The organism is Flagellimonas profundi (genome assembly GCF_017313275.1).
GTDB classification, from domain to species: domain Bacteria; phylum Bacteroidota; class Bacteroidia; order Flavobacteriales; family Flavobacteriaceae; genus Flagellimonas; species Flagellimonas profundi.
In genome coordinates this window covers 358,000-374,326 of sequence record NZ_JAFLNM010000001.1, presented here as the reverse complement: position 1 = coordinate 374,326, position 16,327 = coordinate 358,000, and the positions used below count along the sequence as shown (strand labels likewise).

Genomic DNA, 16,327 nt, shown 5'->3' with positions numbered 1-16,327 from the left:
TAAACCCGTATACAGCCTTCAACAAAAGTACCTTAATAATATCTAGAATTACTCAAAAGATATGGCTGTCTACATTGGCATTACCCCGGAATTCATGAATAAGATCATCTCCAAAGTCAATCGAAGGTAAAAGTCTTAAACTAGTTCATTTTTTTTCATGTGCACCTCTCGGAATTTTGGAGCATGGAAAAAGTAGTAATCATTTCAGTATTTATTCTTGGGATTGCGAACAACTTGAATGCGCAATTTACGCAAGTTGAACTCTTTACAGGGTTGGATAAGACGGACTTCACACTCTATTCAAGCTATCCGATCAATGAAAAAAACACGCTGAGCATTGCTACCCTTGCTTTCTTTCAAAAATTCAATAAAGAAGCGAACAAGGGTTTTGATGAGGCAGGGGTGCAACCAACATTGTTCTGGAACATTAACAAGAGTGTTGCTGTTGGTCCATCTATTTATTACAACAGTTTTGCCGGTTATGCGGAACGCCTTTCCGCAAGGCTCATATTAAAAAATTCACGGGCACTATTTGTAATTATTCCCACGGTTGGTCATTCCGAGCAAAAGAAAGCCGGCTATGCCGAAGCTTTTGTACAGTTTCAGTTCAACTCACCTGTAAATGACAAAGTTTCCCTTTGGTTGAACGGACAGTTTTTAACTATCTGGGACAAATTTAAAACGCACTCCAGAAGCTTTCAGCAGTTGCGTGCAGGAGTGTCGTTCAATGGGCACCAACTCGGTATCGGTGTTGACCTTGACCAGTATGGGCCCGATCCAATTGAAAAATCATCTCTCGGTATGTATTACCGAAAAACTTTATAAACAATTTTTAAATCTTAAACATTATGAAAAATTTAGTAAGAGTTTCACATTGGGCAGCATATGCATATTTAATCTATGCCTTTGGATACGCAAGTCTTTTTAAAGTTTTCCAAAAACAAAGTATGATGGAAAACATGAGCAATTTTGGTTTCGGAAAAATATGGACCTTATTTATTGGCTATGGTGAATTGTTGGGAGTAATTGGTTTGCTTGTTGGGTTTTGGATGCATAAAGTTAAAAACCTATCGACTTTATGGTTATTGCCATTCGCAATTGGTGCATTGATAACGCATTTCGCACATAATGACTATGTATACTTTTATACAGCTCTATATTGTTGTATTGCTAGTATGGTCCTACTGGTTACAGATAAAAATTTCAAAGTAATACTATAGTGGTTACATCTCCGAAGTTTTAATGTCCCCAGGGTTTTAAGTGAATTGGCTCGGTGATCAAGCTAGTAAAGGTAACGAATATTCCCTTCTGATCACCGGTCTTTCCTTAACCATGGAAATATATGACATGGAAAAATGGTCGACCGATAGTTTAATCTCAAAAAAAAACAATAATCATGAAAAAAATAATCACAATTGCAGGAAGCAACAGCCAAAAATCAATCAATAAAAGTTTATTGACCTATACCACTGGTTTATTGGAAAACGTGGAGATTATTTCCATTGACCTCAACAATTATTTATTGCCCATTTATGGCGTTGATTTTGAAGCCGAAAACAGTATACCGACTGCGATCAAGAGGCTAGATGAATTATTTGATACTGCCGATGGTTTTATGGTATCCCTGGCAGAACATAATGGGTCCTATGCAGCGGTATTCAAAAATACTTTGGACTGGTTATCCCGTGTAAATATGAAGGTCTGGAGGGAAAAACCCATGCTATTGATGGCAACCTCACCTGGCGGCAGAGGTGGAGCATCTGTTTTACAGGCCGCAAGTGCCTACTTCCCGTTTATGGGAGCCAGAATTACGGATACTTTTTCATTGCCTTCCTTCTATGATAACTTCACAAACGGAGAAATCAGTGAAGAAAGTTTGAAACAGGATATCGATTCCAAGGTCCATAAGTTTCAAACAACCATAGGATCATAAAAAATTAGCTGCATTTTTTCTTTGAACGGGAAACTTTTCATGTAACAAAAAAGTTTTCCGTTCGTGTTCTTTATCTAACATCAAAAATCAAAAAATGAAAAAAATTATTTTAAGTATCGTCTTTATTGTACCTGTCATGCTTTTTTCCCAAACCAACGACGTCAAGAAAAAAGTTTTAATGGTAGTCAGTAGCTATGGAAAAGATATGGGGTCCGCAAGACCGGGCTACGAGTTCGATGAATTCTCCCAAGCCTATTTGATCTTTAAAAACAATAATGTATCCATAGATGTAGCAAGCCCAAAAGGCGGCAAGGTAGAAGCTGACAAATACAACAAGGACAAACCTTACAACAAAATACTTTTGGAGGACAAGTACGCCCTCAGTTTATTGGAAAACACCATGGCAACGGCCGATATAAATGCAGCGGACTATGATGCCATTTACATTGTGGGTGGTAAAGGTGCCATGTTTGATCTGCCTTACGATCCTTCACTTCAAGATATCATATTGAATTTGTACCATAGGAACAATACCGTTATTTCCTCGGTTTGTCATGGACCTGCGGCCTTTGTCAATGTAAAAAGTGGTGATGAATACATTATAAATGATGTAGAATTAACCAGTTTTTGCAATGTGGAAGAGGAGCTTTTTGGAAAAAAATGGGTTAGAGAGTTCCCTTTTAGTCTGGAAACCAAATTAGAATCAAGAGGAGCCATTTTTAAGCAAACCGATTTTATGTTGTCCAAAGTTGTTGTATCAGGAAAGTTTGTTACCGGTCAAAATCCGTTTTCAACAACCAGATCTGCTGAAGCTGTTGTATCATCTTTGGGACTTACTCCGGTTAAAAGAGAATTGTACAACGATGAGAGAAGTGCCTATTTGATGCAGGAATTATTGGATAAAACAAAGACCATTGCATGGGCCGAAGCGGAACTGGCGAAAAACAAAGCCAAATACGACATGCCATTGATAGCAGCTTATGGCTATTATAAAATTTTGGCTTCAACCGAAAACAACGATGAGTTATTGAAAGGAGTTGCTTTGGTTGAGTTGACCTCGCCACACTTTTTTAATGAAAACCTACAGCTGTTATTGGCCAAAACCTATATATCATTGGATAGAAACGAGAAGGCCAGAAGTATATTGAATGATTTGACCGCTAAAAATTTACTAAAGGAACAAGCTGAAAAACTGCTTGAAACGATAAGCTGAAAAACCGTTATTTTCTTCAGCTTGATTGGCAGGCCAGTATTTTAAACTGAACCTCAAATTCTGAAAAACGAATGGGATTATTGTTTTATACCGTAAATTTAGGAATGAAACTATAATCCCTTTCCTTTTGTCCTTTAAGGTACTTTTAAAAACATATTAAAGTTCTTACTGACGAAAGCGCTGGGAAAATAAAAAGAGTAAAGGCCATATGGCGTTTGTTTTAGCCTCTATCTATAAAAAAGCTATTGCTTTGGCACAAAAAGAAGGCCTGGCCATGGATGTACTGACCGCTCTTGAGCCTGGAAACACCACGGAACATATTCCTATTGAATCACTTTTAGCGGTATATGAACTGGCTGAACAAGAACTTATGCCAGGTTTTGGGCTAAGACAAGGAAAGCAACTTGATTCAAATGATTATGGGACGCTCGGGCTATCCTGGAAAACTTGCCTTAGAGCCGTGGAAGTTCTTAAAAATGTAAAACGTTACATGGTATTGGTCACCAATGATGGTAGTATCACTTTGGAGGAAGGTCCCATAGAGACAAAAATAATATTACATCGTGACGTGTACCGCCATGGCATAAAAACAGCCAACGAAGTTTCATTCGTCATGTTAATAGAGGTTTTAAATGAAGTGAGCGGAAAACCCATAAAACCTACACGGGTAAGCTTTAAGCACAGATTTTCCAGTCCGGAATATTTTTCTGAATACTTCGATTGTCCGGTTATCTTTGATGCATCGGAAAATGCTTTGACCTTTCATTCCAAAGACCTTCAAGTTTCGACCATAAAGGCAGATAAATTTATTCATCAGTTTCTTGTGGAAAGAATGGAGGAAGAAAAATCCAAATTAAAGGTTGAAGTAGACTTTCTTACCCAGGAAATCGATCAATTGCTCGACCAGTCCATATCCAGTGGCATTCCCAGTTTAGCACAGGTTAGTGCATATCTGGGCATGAGTGACAGGACATTAAAAAGAAGACTTGCTGAAAGAAATCTCTCTTTTAGAAAACTCGTCCAAAAAAAACAGGAAGAGACTGCCATGAATTTGCTTTCCAACTCAAACCAATCCATAGGTGAAATAGCTTTTTTAACTGGGTTTTCCGAACAAAGTGCATTTAACAGAGCATTCAAAAGATGGACAGGAACCTCTCCAAACATGTATAGAAAAGGTCCATAGATCCTTTTGTTGTCCCGAATTATCAAATCTTTGGAACTAAAAGTCAAAAAGAAAAAAGTGATTGACCTGAAATTTGCTTCTGATCCAAATATGTTTAGAAGTGATGAAAAGTGTAAAAGGATTAGCCAGTATAAAACTAATCCGCCTTACGGGATTATTTTATCTATTTGTCATCATTTGTGCCGGTTTTAGTCAAGGGTATGTTAGAGGAACCCTTGTTGTACACGAAAACGCGGTGGAAACAGCTCATGGTATACTTCAAAATAAGGGACTTTTTCAATTAGGGTTGACAACGGACTTAATTGCATTTCTTTTAGATGCAGTGATAGCAATACTGTTGTACAAGATCTTTTACCCCTTCAATAAGACTCTGGCCATGTTATCCTCAGCATTCCGGCTTATTGCACATCCGGCCATAGGAAGTTTAAATTTGTTGAATCACTATATGGCCTTAAAGGTACTGGAAACCGACAGCCTGTCCAATTCATTCAATACGGCACAAGTACAGCAAATAAGCGCCTACTTTATGGAAGCACACCATTATGGTTATCTCATTGCAGGAAGCTTTTTTGGTATACACTGCCTATTGCTTGCCATACTTATTTACAGGTCCAATGTGTTTCCAAAGGTGTTCGGGGGATTGTTCCTAGGTGCTGCCGCAGGCTACCTCATTGAATCTTTTGGAAATTTCAATGTTCCGGGTTATGAGGATTATACTGCTTTGATTGTTGGTATCACCGCTGCTCTTGGAGAAGTTGGATTAACCTTGTACATGCTTGTAAAAGGCACTACGGAATCCTATAAAAATCTTAAAAAATCACCCTTATGAAAACAAAGACAATCAAACAAATAATACTCTGTATCATCGGGTTATTATGCTATCATCCATCAAACGCACAGGTAGCCCATAAAATAGAGACGACGGAAGACCAGCAACTTTTGGGCCTGGGTACCCAACACATCTTCAAATCAACTGTTTTACAGGAAGAACGCCCAATCATCATCTCATTGCCCATTGGGTACGAAGATACCGGTGCAAATTACCCCGTGCTTTATGTGTTGGATGGCCTACAAAACATAAAACATACGGTAGGGACCGTAGAGCTTTTGACAGAGTCAGGGCTAATACCTCCTTTAATTGTGGTTGGCATCGAGAGTTTGGACAGAAATAGGGATTTAACCCCCTCCAATGCTGGACAGGATCTACATGGAAGTACTGGAAATGCAGGTATACCGCAGAGTGGGGGCGCCTCAAAGTTTCTTAAGTTTTTAAGAGAAGAACTAATTCCCTTTGTGGATGTGAATTTTAGAAGTCATTCTTATCGCATATTGGAAGGTCATTCTTTAGGAGGCCTATTCAGTATCTATACCCTCATGGAAAACCCTAATCTTTTTGATGCATTCGTTGTAGAAGCTCCGGCACTCTGGTGGAACAAAGAGGAAATGACGGCAAAGGCAACAACATTTTTTACATCAAATAAAAACCTGGACAAAACCGTATACTTCGGCATTGGTGGCGGGGACGGTTGGGGAATGCGTCAGGAACTGATTCGGTATGTGGATGTGATAGAGCAGCACACCCCAAATAATTTTAAATGGCTTCATGAAGAGGTTGGAAATGAAGGTCACATGGCTTCTAGATTACTTTTAAACTACAAGGGGTTAAAATTTTTATTCTCGGATTTAAAATTGAGTGAAGACTTGACCGATAATTTTAGTGATATAGCCTTTTTAAAGGCAGAGCAAGAGTTAAAAAAAAAATATGGCGAAATGGCTCGAAGACCAGCTGAAGATTATTTCAATCTGGTTTCGGTATTGGTCGAAAACGGGAATGACCTTGGTGCCATAACAGTGCTCAAAAGGGCTTCAGAAGTATACCCCATGTACATTGGATTATTGACATATTTGGCAGGGTTATATGAGAAGACAGGTCAAAAGAATAAGGCCATTGAAACCTATCTTCATGGAGTTGAAGTGTCCAAAAATTACAAGCAGGGACAAGAGGATGATCTACTGCAAGAGATAAGTAGATTGGAGAAAACAAATAAACCCTAATTCAGTAAAAAATGAAAAAAACATTCTTAACCATATTGATGGTGCTATTTTTCATCTCTTGTAAAAATGATAAAGATGAAAAGGGAAGGATATTAATTGTAGTTTCAAATACAGAGGACATGGGAGACCCTGAAAAACACTTTGCAGGGAACAACCTTTGGGAAGTAGCACCCCCGTACCATATTTTTGTTTCCCATGGATACAAAGTGGATTTTATATCGCCAACAGGTGGAAAAGTTCCATTCTCAATGGATCCCGTCGGAATTAGTAGTTATGCCATAAAATATGAAAACTTTAATGGCAATGTTGAAAATTCATTAACGCCTGATGTAGTAGATTATAAGAACTATAAAGCTGTTTTTATTGGTGGTGGTTATGGACCATTGTTTGATGTGGCCAATAATAAAAAGATATTGTCCATAATAGCCAAAATTTATGAAAATGGAGGAATAGTCGGAGGGTGTGGGCACGGTCCCGGTGGCTTTGCAAATGTCAAACTTGCCAATGGTGATTATATGGTTAAAGGTAAAAAAGTAACCGGCTTTCCAAATTCAACCGAAGTGACCAAAAGTTGGGCTAAAGAAGGAACTTTACTACCAATAATTCTGGAGGATCAATTAAGGGAAAATGGAGCCCTTTATCAAACCAAAAGTGACTTGAACGACAAACATGACGTAGTAATTGACAAGAGAATTGTGACAACCATGTTCCTTCCCTCTTCTACTATTGTGGCAAAAGAAATGATAAATGAAATTGAAAAAAATAAATAGCCAACAAAGAGCTGAGTCAAAAGAAAATTCAAATAAACGATTCCAATGACCTTAAATGAATTTGATGGAAAAATTAAAAATTACTTTAACCTTTCTGAAGCGACTGGTAATGAAAGGTTGATTTTAAGTGACCCAATAATTGAATCATTTTTGGTATTGCACAGACTAGTAAATACATTCTGAGTTGTCGGATTTCACATAATAAGATTTATAATTCTTGGCTTTTTTATCTGTACAACCACATAAATCCAATAATTCGATGGACTTGAAATCTATAGGTGCAGTCTCAGCCTGAATTGAAATATAACCTTCCTTTATGGGTTTACCTACTTCGTATGCGCTATCAAGATATCCTTCTACCATACCCCCACCTATCGTTGGCTTACCATATTCCAGCACAACTTTGTTGTCCAGAATATGTTGCATTATGGAATCACCGAGAACCAGTGCCTCAACGGTCACCCACCCATCACCAGGATAAGTCTTTGAAGTAGAGGAAATGCAATGGTCCACAATCAACGAATCCTTGATGATCACGTTAGTTCCGGGCGTACATAGATTCGCATTGGTCCTATCATGTACACCATCACCACCAAGGAGTTGTAATTCCAAGGAAATAGGGAAGTCTTGATCAACTCCCATAGTTTTAGGATCTTGGCAATGAAGCATTAAACCATTGTTGCGAATGGCCCATTCGGGTCCTCCCGACATTTGCTCTCCAACAAAACGATAGGTCGCTTTTAGCTTGTAATATGAAAACTTCTTTTTGTAGAACAAATGACCAAAGGTGCCATTAAAGGTATCTTTTTCCTGATACCTGACGCTTAAAAGGCTGTCCTTGAAAACAAAGGAGCCATTGTAATTTTCTCCAAGGGAATAGCCTGTGAATTTAGGTGTCCAATCTTGATAATTGGTTCCATCAAACAGTGCGACCCATTCTTCCTTATCGGAATTACTTTTTTCAGGGGTACAGTTTGAGAAGAAAACAAGGGCTAAAAATGAAGCAATTAATGTTAGCTGTTTTAAGCAAGATAAGGTATCGATTGGTTTAGGTTTCATCATTATCAAGGTTTTGGAATATAAAGAATCTCTTTACATATTAAAGGTCTCCTAAAATTTATCTATGTGAACCAATTTACCCCTTATTTTTTTATTTCACGAGTAATGATTCCAGTCTTTTTGGGTCCTACAAATAAAATTTGGGACCAAATATTGATATTATGGTTATAAACAGTCAAAGACTGTATTCTATTTATTAAAAAAACCAATCGACCCTTTTATAAATCAGAATTTTTATATCTTATTTTCCAATAGGAAAGTAAGTATTTTGTAATTTTGAACTGCTTTTTAGGAACATCCTGAAATCTTTTAACAATATAGATCCAGTATATTTACAGGAAAGGTTTAACCCCACTTTAGTTGAATTCTTTTTGTCGGTTAACTTAAAGTGTAAAGATGTTCAAAGTGACTTTTTTATATATCCAATTTTGATAGAAAAACATATTTTTTCAAATCAGCTCAAAACCGACTTAACGGTCACATCCCCTGGAAGAATTAATATCATAGGCGAACATACGGATTACAACAACGGTTATGTATTACCTGCTGCAATCGATAAGACCATTACTTTTAAATTAGGAAAGAACGGCACCGAAAAAACCTGTAGGGTCTATAGTGAGGGGTATGGGGATATGCTTGAATTTGAATTGGATTCCATCACCAAGAAACAAGATGGATGGGAAAACTATATATTAGGGGTCCTTCATGAAATATCACAGCGCACCGACAAATTAAAAGGTTTTGATTGCACTATTGAAAGCCATCTCCCTACAGGATCGGGGGTGAGTTCCTCCGCAGCCCTGGAATGTGGTCTTGCTTATGGATTGAATGCGTTATTTGAACTTGGGCTGAAAAAATGGGATATCATTAAATTATCCCAAACTGCAGAACACGATTTCGTCGGCACCAAATGTGGTATCATGGATCAATTTGCATCCGTAATGGGAAAAAAAGACCATGTAATGTTATTGGATTGCATGACCTTGGATTTTAAATATATCCCAATAGATATTGCTCCTTACCGTATACTGTTATTGAACACCAATATTACGCACAATCTAGTTTCCAGTGAGTATAATATTCGAAGAAGGCAATGTGAAAAAGGGTTGGGCATACTTCAAAATAAATTCGGTGATGGGATTACGTTTAGGAACATGACCAAATCATTGCTTGATCAATGTAAAAAGGAACTGGGAAAAACTATATACAACCGGTGCAGTTATGTCATCGAAGAAAATGCCAGGGTTTTAAAAGCTGTTGAGGCCTTAAAAAATAAGGACCTTGAAAAGTTTGGACAATTGTTATACAAAACCCATGAGGGGTTACGATATAAATATCAGGTAAGCTGTCCTGAGCTTGATTTCTTGGTTGATTTTTCAAAAGACTGGAATGAAGTACTTGGAGCTCGCATGGTAGGTGGTGGTTTTGGTGGATGCACCCTAAACATAGTACATGTGAATGCCCTTGACAATTTTATTGACGAAATACGTAAGGCTTACAAAAAGCAATTTTCGTTGGAACTGACACATTTTATAACAGTTCCCAGCAATGGCACAGCATTCTTGTAAAAGCAATCAAATAGCGATTCTTCTAAGTACTTTTTTATTGGCAGGTTATTGAATCCACCCACCGCATATTTAAACCCTTTTGCGTTTTTTGAAATAAATCAGGAGCAATGTCAACAGTCCTACAAGTCCGATACTTAAAAAATATACAAAGTAATCAGGATCATCCGGACGCTCCACTAGAGTTACCAAAGTATTAATGGGCGCATTTAACATCAATTGTTCCTTTCCTCCCGTCCATGTCACAATTATGGAATCCACCTTTGTATTTTCACCCAATCCAAAATGTGCTATTGTAGAGTTTTGAGATATATGGCTTGAGCCGCCCCCATCAATTTCCCGTATCATCCGATTTCCTCCACTTACAACAGTCACCCTTGAACCGATACCATTTTTTTCCGCGGAGATACCGTTTAAGACCACCTTAAGATAATTACCTTTGGGAGTATCGTTCCGCAATAGTTTTGTGGTGGATTCCACAGGATACTCATAAATGGGCTTTTGGTTCACGACAAGTATATCCAAATCCCCATCGTTATCGTAATCAAAAACAACAGATCCCCTTCCTACTCCATAGTCATTTGATTTGGTCATACGCCCTTTATCCGTAAAAACCCCTTGATTATTTTCAAAATAAAAATTGCCCATAGGGACACAATTGGGGTTCAGATCTCCGTTGGACACATATAGGTCCAAATCCCCGTCCAAATCAAAATCGGCAAAATTGGCTCCCCAACTTATAGCCAACGAGTATGTACCCAATTCCTTGGAACGATCAACAAACACACCATCTGGACCTTGATTGACCATAAATTGGTTGAATTTGATGTTCGTGACATAATAGTCCATATCACCATCATTGTCATAATCACCCACAGCCGACCCCATTGCATTGATCTTAAGGTCCATTTCCTTTTCCTTACCCACATCTTCAAATCGGTTTTTGGGATATTGATTTTCATATAGTAGGTTAGGTACGGCTTTATATCCAAAATCTTGATTGACGAGAAGGTCTTGGTCCCCATCATTGTCAAAGTCTGTAAAAACACCCCCAAACCCAAAACCCTTGTGGTCGAGATTATATTCCTCGTAAACATTTTCAAATCTTTTTCCTTCTCTATTGATCAGAAGATATCCTTTCGCAGTTTGGTTGGCACTTACAATGGTTGCATCCTTGATTATGCCGAGTTTCCCTTCAAAGTTTTGAAAGTAGTTGCCTATGTAAAGGTCGGGATAACCATCCGCATTGAAATCCCCAAAACTAGGTCCGGTACTAAATGAATTTAGGTCTTGTAGACCGAACGCTTCAGTAGCATCCCTAAACGTTGAATCACCATTGTTCAGGAACAATAAGTTTTTTGCCCTCGGGATTTTTTGGCTTCCATCGGTAGTGTTGATCGTTGTAATAAAGAGGTCTCGATGGCCATCACGATTCACATCAGCACTAACAGCCCCTTGGGTCACGTAGTTTTTACTAATGTCCAGCCCCGACCTATCATAAATATCTAGAAATGTTCCATCACCATTATTGATGTAAAGAGCATCTTTGGACATACCACTGGTAATGAAAATATCTTCAAAACCATCGTTGTTCACATCGAACACTGTGGCCCCGCCACCAAAAGTTCCCTCATACACTAGAAACACATGTTCTATCCCGGCATCCTGAGTAACATCCGTAAACATTGTTTGCCCAGAGACTCCTACTACTATAAAAAAGAAGACAATGGAAAATATATTACTGTTTATTTGATTCATTTCGCGGTCTTTTGCTTTTTCCATTCCAATGCAATAACATTGTTGGCAATAGTCTTGCCCATTTCTAGTCCAACCTCATTGTCTTGAGGAGTATGGATTCCACCGTAGAATCTCGAATCTGCAGTCTCTTGTGCAAACGCCCAGAATGTATCGAATGTCCGTACCACAAAATCCGTATCCCTCACCTCATCACGTTCTCGCCCCTCATGGGCTCTGTCCGTAAACACAAACTGTTCACCAAATGTATTTTCAAGTACTGTTGCTGCGGATGCCGCTTGGATGGCATGACCCGAAGGAAAAGCCGGAAAGGGAGGGTCTGGCCAAAAAGACTCCCATTCAGCATCTATAAATTTTGGTATATAAGTGTTTGCTCGCTCTGAAAAGAAATGGTATTTCCACTCCCAACATTTTATGAAAGCATCTGCCACGGCCATGGCAGTTTTGGCAAAAGCTTCTGAAGCCATGATCAAATCTGGGTTTTTCTCTCCCACAACAAGGGTCGCTATATAGTAGGAATGCCCCGGGGGCGTAAAGGTAACATCCGGGTCATCTCCCCACCAAATAGCAGCTTCCTTTTCCTTTCGGGTCAAGGTCTGTTCTTTTGTGTACACCTCCATAAATTGATTATAGTAGGGCGAACCGGGAACGGTATCGTATGGGATCATATAAGGCTCCGGAATTTCCCGATTGGCTTTAACAAAAGTCCTGTTTTCCCCCCAATGTGGATGTAATGGATAATGACTAAAGGATTGGGCATACAAGGGGGGCTTCCATGAGCCTGGGAAATTGGGATGTACCATGTTCTTATCAAAATTTTTCAGATAACCACGGTGCCCCCCATCTGTTTTTGACCATTCAAAAATAGCATTGGCAACGCGTTCACCATAGTTTATGGAACGATCCACAAGATCTTGGGACAATGTATCGGAGAAATGTTCAAAAATTACCTGTTCAAGAGAATCAATCTTTAGTTTATTTTCATCGGATGTTTGCTGATAAATACTCTTGATAATTCGTGATTGGGCCGCATTCATGGACAAGACCCAATTGTAGTCCTGTTTTAGATCGGGCTTTGGTAAAGAATCCAGTCCGTTTAATTGACCTGCCATGGAATTGTGATCAGGGAAACCGTGAACAACCGATTCATACATGGTCAATGCGATATATGCATAGGCCCTAGAAGCAAATGTTGGTGAGTTCGATGGGGTGTATCGGGTAATATGATTGGTCATATCCGCCCATTTCAAAACCACTTCTGTTTCTGAAACCCTACTATTATCCGTTGAACATCCCGATATCAAAATAAATATGACAACGATATCTATAAACCAGGAAACATGTCGGCTACCCATGGCAACATTATTATTTTTTGAACTCATATGCTTTTAAATCCTTTCCTGAAATACCGAGCAATAGTGTATGATCCATAAGAACAGAACTTCTAACATCGCCTGTGATATGTAAACCGGATTCTGTCTGTGGAACATAACTGAAAGACCCTTGGCCATCACCCAAAAGAAGTGTTCCATAATTGGCATCAAATTTTCCAAGTCTTAGCTTGAAATACCCATTATTGCCCAACAACAATATATCGAGGTTTCCATCGTGGTCAAAGTCTTCGATAACTGACCTGTACACACATGAGTACTGTGCTTGTTCAGGCAGCTCAGCCATTGAAAACATACCACTCGGGGAACTCAATAACAAAGAAGTACGCAAATGGTCTACGGTCAATTTCGTAGAGTTTACCAACTCTTCGGGCGTAAAAATATCCTTCATAGTGGCATCTGCAAAACTCTCATAGGTGGTAAACCGTGAGCGAAGATTTGCGAGTTGACCCAATAGTTCATTTCGGGTGACGTAGGGATAAGCCTTTCCTTGAATGTAAAAATTGAGTATGGGGTCAATTGATCCGTTTTTATCATAATCTGCATAATATAATTCCGCAGGTTCCTCTTCCGATGCCTTGAATTGTGAATTGGTCCCGAGGTTGCCCAGCATAAGGTCGGGCAAGCCGTCCCCATTAAAATCACCAACATCTATTGAGTTCCATAGACCATAGTATTTTTTGTCAATATACTTATCCGATTCTTCGGTAAGCACCCCGGACCTGTTCATGTAAATACTGATGGGCATCCATTCGCCGACAATCACCAGATCTTCGTCTCCATTCTTGTCAATGTCCAACCAAACGGCATCGGTTATCATACCGGGATTTTTCAATTGGGGACACACCTTTTGCGTAACATCCGTAAAATGGGCGTTACCATCATTTTCCAAAATATAGCTTCTTGGACTTTCCGGGTACCTTCCAGGAATTACCCTACCTCCCACAAAAATATCCAGGTCACCATCCCCATCAATATCACCAACATTCACGGTCCCGCTTTGCGTTGGCATTTTGGGTAGGTTTCCTTGTGCATCGGTAAACTCCCCTTTTCCATTTCCTAGATACAAACGATCTTGTAACATTGGATCGGAACCACTGAAATTATGGTATCCTCCACTGGCCACATAAATATCAAGAAATCCGTCCCTGTTGGCATCAAAAATGGCCGCATCACTATCGTGGAACCCGATTTGCTTCGAAAAAACATCCACTGGATTTTTCTGGAAGCCTCCATCGGTCCTTTGCATGAAAACTTGTGCAGGTACTCCTTTGGGTCCCCCGATAAATATATCGTCCAGGCCATCATTGTTAATATCTCCTTTGGCCATTACCGGTGTCTTATGGGAAAATTGTGAAATAAGTAGGGCCTGACGTTTAAAATCATTCACATCGTTTGATGTATCGGTAAACTTTAAAGGAGATTTTACCTCGGTCAACAAGGTTTGTTTATCGGTGAAATCCTTAGTTCCACGAATGGCATTTTCCTCTTTAAGAATCATTAATTCATCAGCTTCCACTTCAAGGATCGTTTCCTCGCCCCCACTATTCCAGCGTACTTTGATGGAATCGACTTTCTTGTTATGTCCCAAACCAAAATGAAGGATTGGGGATATGGTAGATAGGTAACCCCTTGTAGGCATTTGAACTAAGGTCTGTTGTAAAGAATCCTGATAGAGAGTGACCTTTGTGCCTATCCCTTGGGTATTGCCCTTAATACCCTCCAACTTTATTTGTATAAAGTGCATGTCTTTGGACTCTGTGTTATTTACATATAGGGTAGCAGGTTTGTTTATGTTGTTGACCACCAAATCCAAATCCCCATCGTTGTCTAGATCGGCATAGGCAGCTCCATTACTATTGGCAGGGTCATCAAGTCCAAATTGGCGGGTCGCATTGGTAAAATCATTGGTCCCATTATGGCTAAAAAGGTAATTACTAAGTTTGGAAGAAGGCATTTTTTCAATAAGTTCCAGCACATCCTTCCTTTTGAGCCTGCCTTTGGATTGTACAAAATTGTCCATATAGTCAATAAAGTCCAAATTGGTGTAATCACGGAGGTACCCATTGGTCACAAAAAGATCTTTCCAACCATTATTGTCATAGTCCGCCCAAAGGGCTGCCCAACTCCAATCGGTATTAGAAATCCCGGCCAATTGTCCAATTTCACTGAAACTACCATTTCCATTGTTGACCTGGAGCATATTGCGCATGTATTGATAATGAAAACCACTTCGGACATTCAGATCGAACTTATCATAATTGTCCGGTGACAGCAGTAGCTTTTGCCGCCGATTGTCCTCTGGCAACATATCAAGGGTGAATATATCCTGTAAGCCATCATTATTTACATCGGCAATATCATTTCCCATGGAGAAATGACTCGTATGGCCCAATTGTTCCGTTAACCTGTTTACAAAGGTTCCGTCCTTTTGATTGATATAAAGGTAATCCGGTACAGCATAATCATTGGACACATAAAAGTCGGACCAACCATCATCGTTAAAATCCCCTATGCCGATGCCCAATCCGTAAGTAAGAGCAGAACCACTTATGCCCGCCTCGACCGTTACATCCGAGAAATGACCCTTATTTTGCTGAAACAGCCTTATTCCCTGTAAAGGATCGTCCATTTCCAAAAACCTTTTGGTATTGGAAACGTTTAGAACAGGCAATGATTTTGGATTATGGTTCAAAAGAATCATATCAAGATCACCATCACGGTCGTAATCAAAAAAATAACCCTGGTTACTAAATGCATTGCTGTCCAGACCATATTGTTTCGCCCGTTCTTCAAAAATGGGTACCCCGTCGGGGTCATTTCCCATATTGATGAACAATTGGTTTGTTCTCTTTTCAGGGGGCAATGCACCCGAATAACAAAGGTATAGGTCCATTCTTCCATCACCATTGACATCAGCAGCTGTAATACCTGTTTTCCATGGTCCTTTTCTGCCCGCTACATGCGCCTGGTCGGTAATATCCTTGAATTTCATCCCGCCCATGTTCAGATAGCATTTATTTGGTCCTGCATTGGATGTAAAATAAAGGTCTACAAAACCATCGTTATTGAGATCCGTTGCCGCCACACCTGCCCCATTGTACAGATACTCGTACATCAAAACATTCAGATTTGGGCCTTCCCGTAAAGTGTTCTGAAAAGTGATACCTGAAGACTCAGGAGGAACGGATTGGAATATCGTAGGGCTATTTTTGACGGGCCCATCTCCCCTATTATTGCATCCGACAATACAGGTCAACAACAGTGCGCATAACAAACAATACTTCATGGTATCAATTTTGTTTCTAAGTCCTTAAAGCAAGAGTCCTACCTTTAAAGGTAGGACTCTATCGTAATTAAAACTAACAAACTCTAACCGTTTGGACTAATTCTTTACCCATAC

At 39.4% G+C, this 16,327-nt stretch carries 13 protein-coding genes; 9 read left to right on the top strand and 4 right to left on the bottom strand.

What is annotated here, in order from left to right; all coding sequences use genetic code 11:
• Positions 1-183 precede the first annotated feature (183 nt).
• The 8 genes from J0654_RS01735 to J0654_RS01700 all read left to right on the top strand — a co-directional run bounded on the left by J0654_RS01735 (position 184) and on the right by J0654_RS01700 (position 7,154).
• Positions 184-825: a hypothetical protein gene (locus J0654_RS01735; RefSeq protein WP_207026050.1), complete on the top strand. Its 642-nt coding sequence runs from the start codon at positions 184-186 to the stop codon at positions 823-825.
• Positions 826-848: 23 nt separating this feature from the next.
• A complete protein-coding gene (locus J0654_RS01730) occupies positions 849-1,220 on the top strand; it encodes a DoxX family protein (protein ID WP_207026049.1) in 372 nt (123 codons plus the stop codon).
• Positions 1,221-1,396: 176 nt separating this feature from the next.
• Entirely contained in the window at positions 1,397-1,933 is a 537-nt protein-coding gene (locus tag J0654_RS01725) for an NADPH-dependent FMN reductase (RefSeq protein ID WP_207026048.1), read from the top strand.
• Positions 1,934-2,027: 94 nt separating this feature from the next.
• Entirely contained in the window at positions 2,028-3,146 is a 1,119-nt protein-coding gene (locus J0654_RS01720) for a DJ-1/PfpI family protein (RefSeq protein WP_207026047.1), read from the top strand.
• A 208-nt stretch (positions 3,147-3,354) separates the two neighbouring features.
• A complete protein-coding gene (locus J0654_RS01715) occupies positions 3,355-4,329 on the top strand; it encodes an AraC family transcriptional regulator (protein ID WP_207026046.1) in 975 nt (324 codons plus the stop codon).
• 103 nt (positions 4,330-4,432) lie between these two features.
• Positions 4,433-5,158 (top strand): DUF4386 domain-containing protein, encoded by a 726-nt coding sequence (locus tag J0654_RS01710; protein ID WP_207026045.1) that lies wholly within the window; start codon positions 4,433-4,435, stop codon positions 5,156-5,158.
• Positions 5,155-6,384 carry an alpha/beta hydrolase-fold protein gene (locus tag J0654_RS01705; protein ID WP_207026044.1) on the top strand — a complete coding sequence of 410 codons (1,230 nt, stop codon included), beginning with the start codon at positions 5,155-5,157 and terminating at the stop codon, positions 6,382-6,384. Before J0654_RS01710 ends, J0654_RS01705 begins: the two co-directional genes overlap by 4 nt.
• A gap of 11 nt (positions 6,385-6,395) precedes the next feature.
• Positions 6,396-7,154, top strand: coding sequence for a type 1 glutamine amidotransferase domain-containing protein (locus tag J0654_RS01700; protein ID WP_207026043.1), 759 nt, complete (start codon positions 6,396-6,398; stop codon positions 7,152-7,154).
• 165 nt (positions 7,155-7,319) lie between these two features.
• On the opposite strand, the gene J0654_RS01695 is transcribed toward J0654_RS01700, so the two are convergent.
• Positions 7,320-8,216, bottom strand: a complete 897-nt coding sequence (locus tag J0654_RS01695; RefSeq protein WP_237685857.1) for a 3-keto-disaccharide hydrolase — start codon at positions 8,214-8,216, stop codon at positions 7,320-7,322.
• A gap of 425 nt (positions 8,217-8,641) precedes the next feature.
• Between J0654_RS01695 and galK the strand changes: the two genes are divergently transcribed.
• A complete protein-coding gene (gene galK / locus J0654_RS01690) occupies positions 8,642-9,781 on the top strand; it encodes a galactokinase (protein ID WP_207026042.1) in 1,140 nt (379 codons plus the stop codon).
• 69 nt (positions 9,782-9,850) lie between these two features.
• Here galK and J0654_RS01685 read toward each other — a convergent pair whose 3' ends face one another.
• Genes J0654_RS01685 through J0654_RS01675 form a run of 3 tightly spaced genes read right to left on the bottom strand, consistent with a single transcriptional unit; the run spans position 9,851 to position 16,213 of the window.
• On the bottom strand, positions 9,851-11,560 hold the full coding sequence (locus J0654_RS01685; protein WP_237685856.1) for a CRTAC1 family protein: 1,710 nt from the start codon (positions 11,558-11,560) through the stop codon (positions 9,851-9,853).
• Positions 11,533-12,915 (bottom strand): vanadium-dependent haloperoxidase, encoded by a 1,383-nt coding sequence (locus tag J0654_RS01680; RefSeq protein ID WP_237685855.1) that lies wholly within the window; start codon positions 12,913-12,915, stop codon positions 11,533-11,535. Before J0654_RS01680 ends, J0654_RS01685 begins: the two co-directional genes overlap by 28 nt.
• A complete protein-coding gene (locus J0654_RS01675) occupies positions 12,899-16,213 on the bottom strand; it encodes a VCBS repeat-containing protein (protein ID WP_207026041.1) in 3,315 nt (1,104 codons plus the stop codon). Before J0654_RS01675 ends, J0654_RS01680 begins: the two co-directional genes overlap by 17 nt.
• Positions 16,214-16,327 lie beyond the last annotated feature (114 nt).